Annotated in this window: 6 protein-coding genes; 1 reads left to right on the top strand and 5 read right to left on the bottom strand. The window is 69.7% G+C overall.

What is annotated here, in order from left to right; genetic code table 11:
* From AOK15_RS38440 to bldG, 5 genes are all read right to left on the bottom strand, one after another.
* Window positions 1-381: DUF7059 domain-containing protein (locus AOK15_RS38440; RefSeq protein ID WP_420877029.1), on the bottom strand; the 381-nt coding region annotated here is incomplete at its 3' end.
* 291 nt (window positions 382-672) lie between these two features.
* Window positions 673-1278: a hypothetical protein gene (locus tag AOK15_RS38435; RefSeq protein WP_055523510.1), complete on the bottom strand. Its 606-nt coding sequence runs from the start codon at window positions 1276-1278 to the stop codon at window positions 673-675.
* Between the two features lie 206 nt (window positions 1279-1484).
* Window positions 1485-3890, bottom strand: a complete 2406-nt coding sequence (locus tag AOK15_RS38430) for a sodium-translocating pyrophosphatase (protein ID WP_055523508.1) — start codon at window positions 3888-3890, stop codon at window positions 1485-1487.
* A gap of 303 nt (window positions 3891-4193) precedes the next feature.
* Window positions 4194-4628, bottom strand: a complete 435-nt coding sequence (locus AOK15_RS38425; RefSeq protein WP_055523503.1) for an ATP-binding protein — start codon at window positions 4626-4628, stop codon at window positions 4194-4196.
* A 111-nt stretch (window positions 4629-4739) separates the two neighbouring features.
* Window positions 4740-5081, bottom strand: a complete 342-nt coding sequence (gene bldG, locus AOK15_RS38420; RefSeq protein ID WP_005475923.1) for an anti-sigma factor antagonist BldG — start codon at window positions 5079-5081, stop codon at window positions 4740-4742.
* Window positions 5082-5164: 83 nt separating this feature from the next.
* Here bldG and AOK15_RS38415 point away from each other — a divergent pair.
* Window positions 5165-7633 (top strand): DEAD/DEAH box helicase (locus tag AOK15_RS38415; RefSeq protein WP_167738906.1); only part of this gene is annotated, 2469 nt, incomplete at its 3' end.

Here is a 7633-nt window from a genome sequence, read left to right as displayed (position 1 = left end):
GATGAACCAGTCCTCGCCGGCGGGTCCGCCGTACGGCCGAACGTCGACGGTGGCGGCGATCTCGTCGGAGGAATCACCGACGGGAACCAGCCATCCACTCTCGACACACGCGTCGACGGGCAGTGCCTCCTCCACACGCGCGCGTGCCACCGGCTGCTGCAGCAGGAACAGCCGGACGAGCGCCTCCAGCGCCGACTCGCCGCGCGTGGCCCGCAACGCGGGGACCACTTCGCTCCGGGCGAGGGCCGCGTACGCGGAGGCGCCGAGCAGGTCGAGCAGCCCGTCGGCGGTGAAGTCGACGTCGATCAACGCCGCGCGCAACCGAGCGGCGACATCGGAACGGTCAACGGACGGCAGGGAGGGCAGCTTGGAGTCACTCACAGACGTCAGCGTAGCCGCGCCGGGCCGCCCCGCCCTCGGCCGTGCGAACCGCGGCCGGGCGTGCCGTCGTCAACCGTCCGGGGCCATGCCGGGCGCGTCGCCGACAGCCGTCCGGACCCATGGCCGGGCGCCCCGCCATCAACCGTGCGGACGGTCGACCGGGCGCGCACCACCGGCAACCGTGCGGACGGTCGGCCAGGCGCGCGCCACCGTCAACCGTGCGGGCCGGGGCCGGTCGTACCGCCCGGGCGTCCGTGTCCCCGTGCCGGGGTCGCCCGGGCGTCGGTGGCGTCAACTCTGGGTGGCCCCCGCCGACACCGAGACGGACGAGGTCGCGGACTTGCAGCTCGGCTGCTCGGCCATCGCCTGGCCCACCTCGCCCTTCTCCAGCTCCTTCAGGGCGTTGCTGCCGGTCTTGCTGAGCTTCTCCAGCTCCGTGGCGACGCCCTCCAGCCCGTCGGCGAACTTCGCCTGGTCCTTCGTGTTCAGCGCGTCGGACTTCTTCTTCAGCTCGGCGTACGCGGTGGACAGCTGGTTCAGCTCCGCGACCGCGGCCTTCTGCTTCTTGTCGCCGTCGTCGACGTTCGGCGCACCGGCCTGCTGGATGGCCGTCGCCATGGCCTTGTAGGCGTCGGAGATGTCCTGGAAGCCCTGGGAGTCGGCCTTCTGGACGTCGGCCGGCGCGCTGTCGTCCGAGGTCTCCTTCTGGATCGAGGCGTTGGCCGCCGCGATCTTCTTGATCTGCGGCTGTACGTCGTCGCAGACCCGCTTGGCCCAGGAGTTCAGCTTGTCGTTCGTCTCGTCGCCGCTGCTGCACCCGGACAGCGCCAGTGCCAGTACCGCACCGCCGGACAGTGCGGCCGCGAGCTTCTTGTTCACCGGATCGGTCCCTTCCATGGCTCTCGGCCCCGGAACATACACGGAGGACGGGAGCCACCTGCGGGCCGAGCCCCCTCTATCTATCATTTTGTAACCATTTGCACCAAGCGAGAGAAGGCTCACGAACTGGTGCCGCAGACAGCGGAGCGGGCGGCCGACGCGTCAACACGCGCCGTCCGCCCGCCCTTTGAGCTGGGGTCTCGCCCCACCCTTCGTATGGCCGTCTACGAAACCACCGCGGGGTCCGCCGACTTGGCCAGCCGCTCCGAGTTGCCTTCGTCACCCACGGCGATCCCGCGCCGCTTGGAGACGTACACCGCGCCGACGATCACAGCGATCGAGAGGACGGCGATGGTGACCCGCAGCCCGACGCTCTTGTCGTCGCCGTAGCTGAACTGGACGACGGCGGGAGCGATCAGCAGCGCGACGAGGTTCATCACCTTCAGCAGCGGGTTGATCGCCGGGCCCGCGGTGTCCTTGAAGGGGTCGCCGACGGTGTCGCCGATCACGGTCGCGGCGTGGGCCTCGCTGCCCTTGCCGCCGTGGTGGCCGTCCTCGACGAGCTTCTTGGCGTTGTCCCACGCGCCACCGGAGTTGGCGAGGAACACCGCCATCAGCGTCCCGGTGCCGATCGCGCCCGCGAGATACGCGCCCAGCGCGCCGACCCCGAGCGTGAACCCGATCGCGATGGGGGCCATGACGGCGAGCAGCCCGGGGGTGGCGAGTTCCCTGAGCGCGTCCTTGGTGCAGATGTCGACGACCCTGCCGTACTCCGGCTTCTCGCTGTAGTCCATGATCCCGGGCTTCTCCCGGAACTGCCGCCGGACCTCGTAGACCACCGCGCCCGCGGACCGCGAGACCGCGTTGATCGCCAGCCCCGAGAAGAGGAAGACGACCGCGGCGCCCGCGATCAGCCCGACGAGGTTGTTGGGCTGCGAGATGTCCATCATCAGGTTCATGGGCGCGTCGGCGCCGGAAACCTTCTCGCCCACGTCGTTCGCCGCGGTGACGATCGCGTCCCGGTAGGAGCCGAACAGTGCCGCCGCCGCGAGTACCGCCGTGGCGATGGCGATGCCCTTGGTGATGGCCTTGGTGGTGTTGCCGACGGCGTCCAGGTCGGTGAGCACCTGCGCGCCCGCGCCCTCGACGTCGCCGGACATCTCGGCGATGCCCTGCGCGTTGTCGGAGACAGGTCCGAAGGTGTCCATGGCGACGATGACGCCGACGGTGGTCAGCAGACCGGTGCCGGCGAGCGCCACCGCGAACAGCGCGAGCATGATCGACGTGCCGCCGAGCAGGAACGCCCCGTACACGCCGAGGCCGATCAGCAGGGCGGTGTAGACGGCCGATTCCAGACCTACGGAGATACCGGCGAGGACGACGGTGGCCGGGCCGGTGAGCGAGGTCTTGCCGATGTCCCGCACGGGACGCCGGGTGGTCTCGGTGAAGTAGCCGGTCAGTTGCTGGATCAGCGCGGCCAGCACGATGCCGATGGCCACCGCGACGAGCGCGAGGATCCGTGGGTCGCCGCCCTTGTCGAGGATCGACTGGTCACCCACGCCGTCCAGGCCGGCGTAGGTCGACGGCAGGTAGGCGTAGACGGCGAGCGCGACCAGGGCCAGCGAGATCACCGCGGAGATGAAGAAGCCGCGGTTGATCGCGGACATACCGCTGCGGTCGGTCCGGCGTGGGGCCACCGCGAAGATGCCGACCATCGCGGTGAGGACGCCGATCGCGGGGACGATCAGCGGGAACGCCAGTCCGGAGTCGCCGAAGGCCGCCTTGCCGAGGATCAGCGCGGCGACGAGCGTCACCGCGTACGACTCGAACAGGTCGGCCGCCATGCCCGCGCAGTCGCCGACGTTGTCGCCCACGTTGTCGGCGATGGTCGCGGCATTGCGCGGGTCGTCCTCCGGAATGCCCTGCTCGACCTTGCCGACCAGGTCGGCGCCGACGTCGGCGGCCTTGGTGAAGATGCCGCCGCCGACCCTCATGAACATGGCGATGAGGGCGGCACCCAGGCCGAAACCTTCCAGCACCTTCGGCGCGTCGGCCGCGTACACCAGCACCACACAGGAGGCGCCCAGCAGGCCGAGCCCCACCGTGAACATGCCGACGACGCCGCCCGTGCGAAATGCGATCTTCATCGCCTTGTGCGAAACCGTGGTGAGATCCTTTTCCGGTTCACCTTCCGCCGGTGTCGCCTCCCGGGCCGCCGCCGCGACGCGCACATTGCTGCGCACCGCGAGCCACATGCCGATATAACCCGTGGCCGCCGAGAACGCCGCGCCGATCAAGAAGAACACCGATCGGCCGGCGCGCTGATTCCAGTCGTCCGCGGGCAGCAGCAGGAGCAGGAAGAACACGACGACGGCGAAAACGCCGAGCGTGCGCAACTGCCGGGCCAGATAGGCGTTGGCGCCTTCCTGTACGGCAGCCGCGATCTTCTTCATGCTGTCGGTGCCCTCGCCCGCCGCGAGCACCTGGCGCACCAGGACTCCGGCGACGACGAGCGCGGCCAGCGCCACGACTCCGATCACCATGATGATGATCCGGTTGTCGTCGGTCAGCACTGCGGCTGCGAAGTTCGTGGGGTGGTCAAACCGCTGAGGGGTAGAAAGCCCCGCCATTCGTCCTCCTTGACGCTTGGGCTGAGCTCAAGATGTGGACGGATTCTAGGGAGCGGACCCTGATCAAAACAGTGCACGGGAAACGGAATTAGCCTTCGCATGCCCATCAGCAAATGATCCGCACCCGGCTACATTACTCGAAAGAAGTAACGCCTCAAAGACATTGACGCTTGATCAAATTATCGTGCCATTGATCGTGAATCACTTCACGAATTCCGGTGTCCCGATGAACGTTGATCAGAAGAAAAGGAAAGGGCCCTGCTCAGCAGGGCCCTTCGGGGTAATGCTTGAAGTTGCGAGGAGTCAGGTCAGCACCGCGGTGGGCGGCGTGGTCGGCCAGCTCATACGGATCAGTCCGCCGTTCTCCCCGGTGCTGACCTCCATGTCGTCGACGAGGCCACTGATGACCGCGAGACCCATGTCGTCCTCCTCGCTGTCCACCTCCACCTCGCCCCCCGCACCCGACGCCTTGTCGCCGGGGACGGTGTGCGGCGCCTCGTCGCCGACCTCGATGGAGAACTGCTTCTCCTCCTCGATCAGCGACACATGCACCGGCGCCGAGACGCCGCTGCTGCGGTGCAGCCCCACGGCACGGGTGCACGCCTCGCCGACGGCCAACCTGACCTCGTCGAGGACGGCCTCGTCCACTCCGGCCCTGCGCGCCACCGCGGCCGCCACCAGTCGGGCGGTACGGACGTGCTCGGGCAACGCGCTGAAGCGGAGCTCAACGGTGGCCATGCATCCCCCTCGGAACTACGGGCGTGCGGTCGAAGGGCCGGGCCCTCGGGCCCGGTCCCCTCATTTGACTTGTCTGTGGCGCTTCCGGGCACAGGGCCCGGACGGGCGTCATCAGTCGGTGGCCGCAACCGCTTCGTCGACCGAGGTGTGAATGGGGAACACCTTGGTCAGACCGGTGATGCGGAAGATCTTCAAAATGCGCTCCTGGTTGCAGACCAGGCGCAACGAGCCCTCGTGGGCCCGTACTCGCTTCAGGCCGCCCACCAGCACGCCGAGCCCGGTGGAGTCGAGGAAGTCGACGCCCTCCATGTCGACGACGAGGTGGAAACTCCCGTCGTTGACCAGCTCGACCAGCTGCTCACGCAGCTTGGGCGCGGTATAAACGTCGATTTCGCCACCGACCTCGACGACCGTACGATCGCCGACGGTACGGGTCGACAGGGACAGGTCCACGGATCCTCCAGCACCTTGCTATCGAGCGTTCGCCCCTCGGGACACCTCGGCTTGAAAGCCCCCGGGACGGTTCGCCAGCCGCGATGGCATTCAATCACTTACCGGCAGGCGTGCACGACGCCTTGGCTCCATTGTCCGTCACGCCGGTGACACACTCGGTGCCGATGGCCAAGAATCACCGATCCGATCGATCCTCGACGGACACCGCACCCAGCCCCTCGCCGGGCGAGGTCCTGGACCGGCTCGCCTCGGGCCCGAGCAGGGCTTCGCGCATCACTCATACGGAGCATGTGCCCCCACGTGCGGGTCGCCATGCCGTCTGGCCGGACCGGATCCGCGCCGAGGTCATCGCCGCCGTCCAACGCGCCGGAATCGAACATCCCTGGGCCCACCAGGCGCGGGTGGCCGAGCACGCCCTCGACGGCGAGTCGGTGGTCGTCGCCACCGGCACCGCCTCCGGCAAGTCCCTGGCCTACCTCGTACCGGTGCTGTCGCGGCTTCTGGAAGGCTCCGAGGCCCCCAACGGCCGAGGGGCCACAACCCTCTACCTGGCCCCCACCAAGGCGCTCGCGGCGGACCAGTGCCGGTCGGTGAAGGAACTTTCACATCCTCTGGGCAATGCCGTACGCCCAGCCGTGTACGACGGCGACACCCCCGTCGAGGAACGCGAGTGGATCCGCCAGTACGCCAACTACGTCCTCACCAACCCCGACATGCTCCATCTGGGCATCCTCCCGTCCCACCCCCGCTGGTCCTCCTTCCTGCGCGCTCTCAAGTACGTCGTGATCGACGAGTGCCACACCTACCGCGGTGTCTTCGGCTCCCACGTGGCCCAGGTGCTGCGCCGCCTGCGCCGTCTGTGCGCCCGCTACGGCGCCGAGCCCGTCTTCCTGCTGGCCTCCGCCACCGCCGCCGAGCCCTCCGTCGCCGCCGGCCGCCTCACCGGCGTCCGGGTGACCGAGGTCGCCGACGACGCCTCACCCCGCGGTGAACTGGTGTTCGCCCTCTGGGAGCCCCCGCTCACGGAGTTCCAGGGCGAGAAGGGTGCCCCCGTACGGCGTACCGCGACCGCTGAGACGGCCGACCTGCTCACCGACCTCACCCTCCAGAACATCCGCTCGGTGGCCTTCGTACGCTCCCGGCGTGGCGCGGAGCTGATCTCCGTGATCGCCCAGGAACGCCTCGCCGAGGTCGACCGCTCCCTGGCCCGGCGTGTGGCCGCCTATCGCGGCGGCTACCTCCCCGAGGAGCGCCGCGCCCTGGAACGCGCCCTCCACTCCGGCGAGCTCCTCGGCCTCGCCGCCACCACCGCCCTCGAACTCGGCGTCGACATCTCCGGCCTCGACGCCGTCCTCATCGCCGGCTACCCGGGCACCCGCGCCTCCCTGTGGCAGCAGGCGGGCCGCGCCGGACGCTCCGGCCAGGGCGCCCTCGCCGTTCTCGTGGCCCGCGACGACCCGCTGGACACGTTTCTGGTCCACCATCCCGAGGCCCTGTTCGACCAACCGGTGGAGTCGACCGTCCTCGACCCCGACAACCCCTACGTCCTCGCCCCCCACCTGTGCGCGGCCGCCGCCGAGCTGCCGCTGACGGAGGAGGACTTCGCGCTGTTCGGCCCCGCCTGCGAGGAACTGCTGCCCCAGCTGGAGGCCGCGCAACTGCTGCGCCGCCGCACCAAGGCCTGGCACTGGACCCGCCGCGAACGGGCCGCCGACCTCGCCGACATCCGGGGTCAGGGCGGCCGCCCCGTCCAGGTCGTCGAGGCCGCCACCGGCCGTCTGCTCGGCACGGTCGACGCGGGCGCCGCCCACACCACCGTCCACGAGGGCGCGGTCCATCTGCACCAGGGCCGTACGTACCTGGTGCGCGAACTGGACCTGGACGACTCCGTCGCCCTCGTCGAGCAGGCCGAGCCGCCCTACTCCACGGTCGCCCGCGACACGACCTCCATCTCCGTCCTGGAGACGGACACCGAGATCCCCTGGGGCGACGGCCGGCTCTGCTACGGCTCCGTCGAAGTCACCAACCAGGTCGTCTCCTTCCTGCGCCGCCGGCTCATCACCGGCGAGGTCCTCGGCGAGTCCAAACTCGACCTCCCCCCTCGTACGCTGCGCACCCGTGCCGTCTGGTGGACGGTCACCGAGGACCAGCTCGACGCGGCCCGCATCAATCCCGAGATCCTCGGCGGTGCCCTGCACGCCGCCGAGCACGCGTCGATCGGCATGCTGCCCCTCTTCGCCACCTGCGACCGCTGGGACATCGGCGGCGTCTCCGTGCCGCTCCACCCCGACACCCTGCTGCCGACGGTCTTCGTCTACGACGGCCACCCGGGCGGCGCGGGCTTCGCCGAGCGCGCCTTCCACACGGCCGCGTCCTGGCTCGACGCCACCCGCCAGGCCATCGCCGCGTGCGAGTGCGACGCCGGCTGCCCGTCCTGCATCCAGTCCCCCAAGTGCGGCAACGGCAACGACCCCTTGCACAAGCGGGGAGCCGTACGCCTCCTCACGGAACTGCTGCGGGGAGCTCCGGGGGAGGGCGGGGCGAGAGCGGGG

Source organism: Streptomyces ossamyceticus (assembly GCF_001418475.1).
GTDB classification, from domain to species: domain Bacteria; phylum Actinomycetota; class Actinomycetes; order Streptomycetales; family Streptomycetaceae; genus Streptomyces; species Streptomyces ossamyceticus.
Note: the sequence above shows the minus strand (reverse complement) of the source record. Positions and strands in the feature narration are given on the sequence as shown.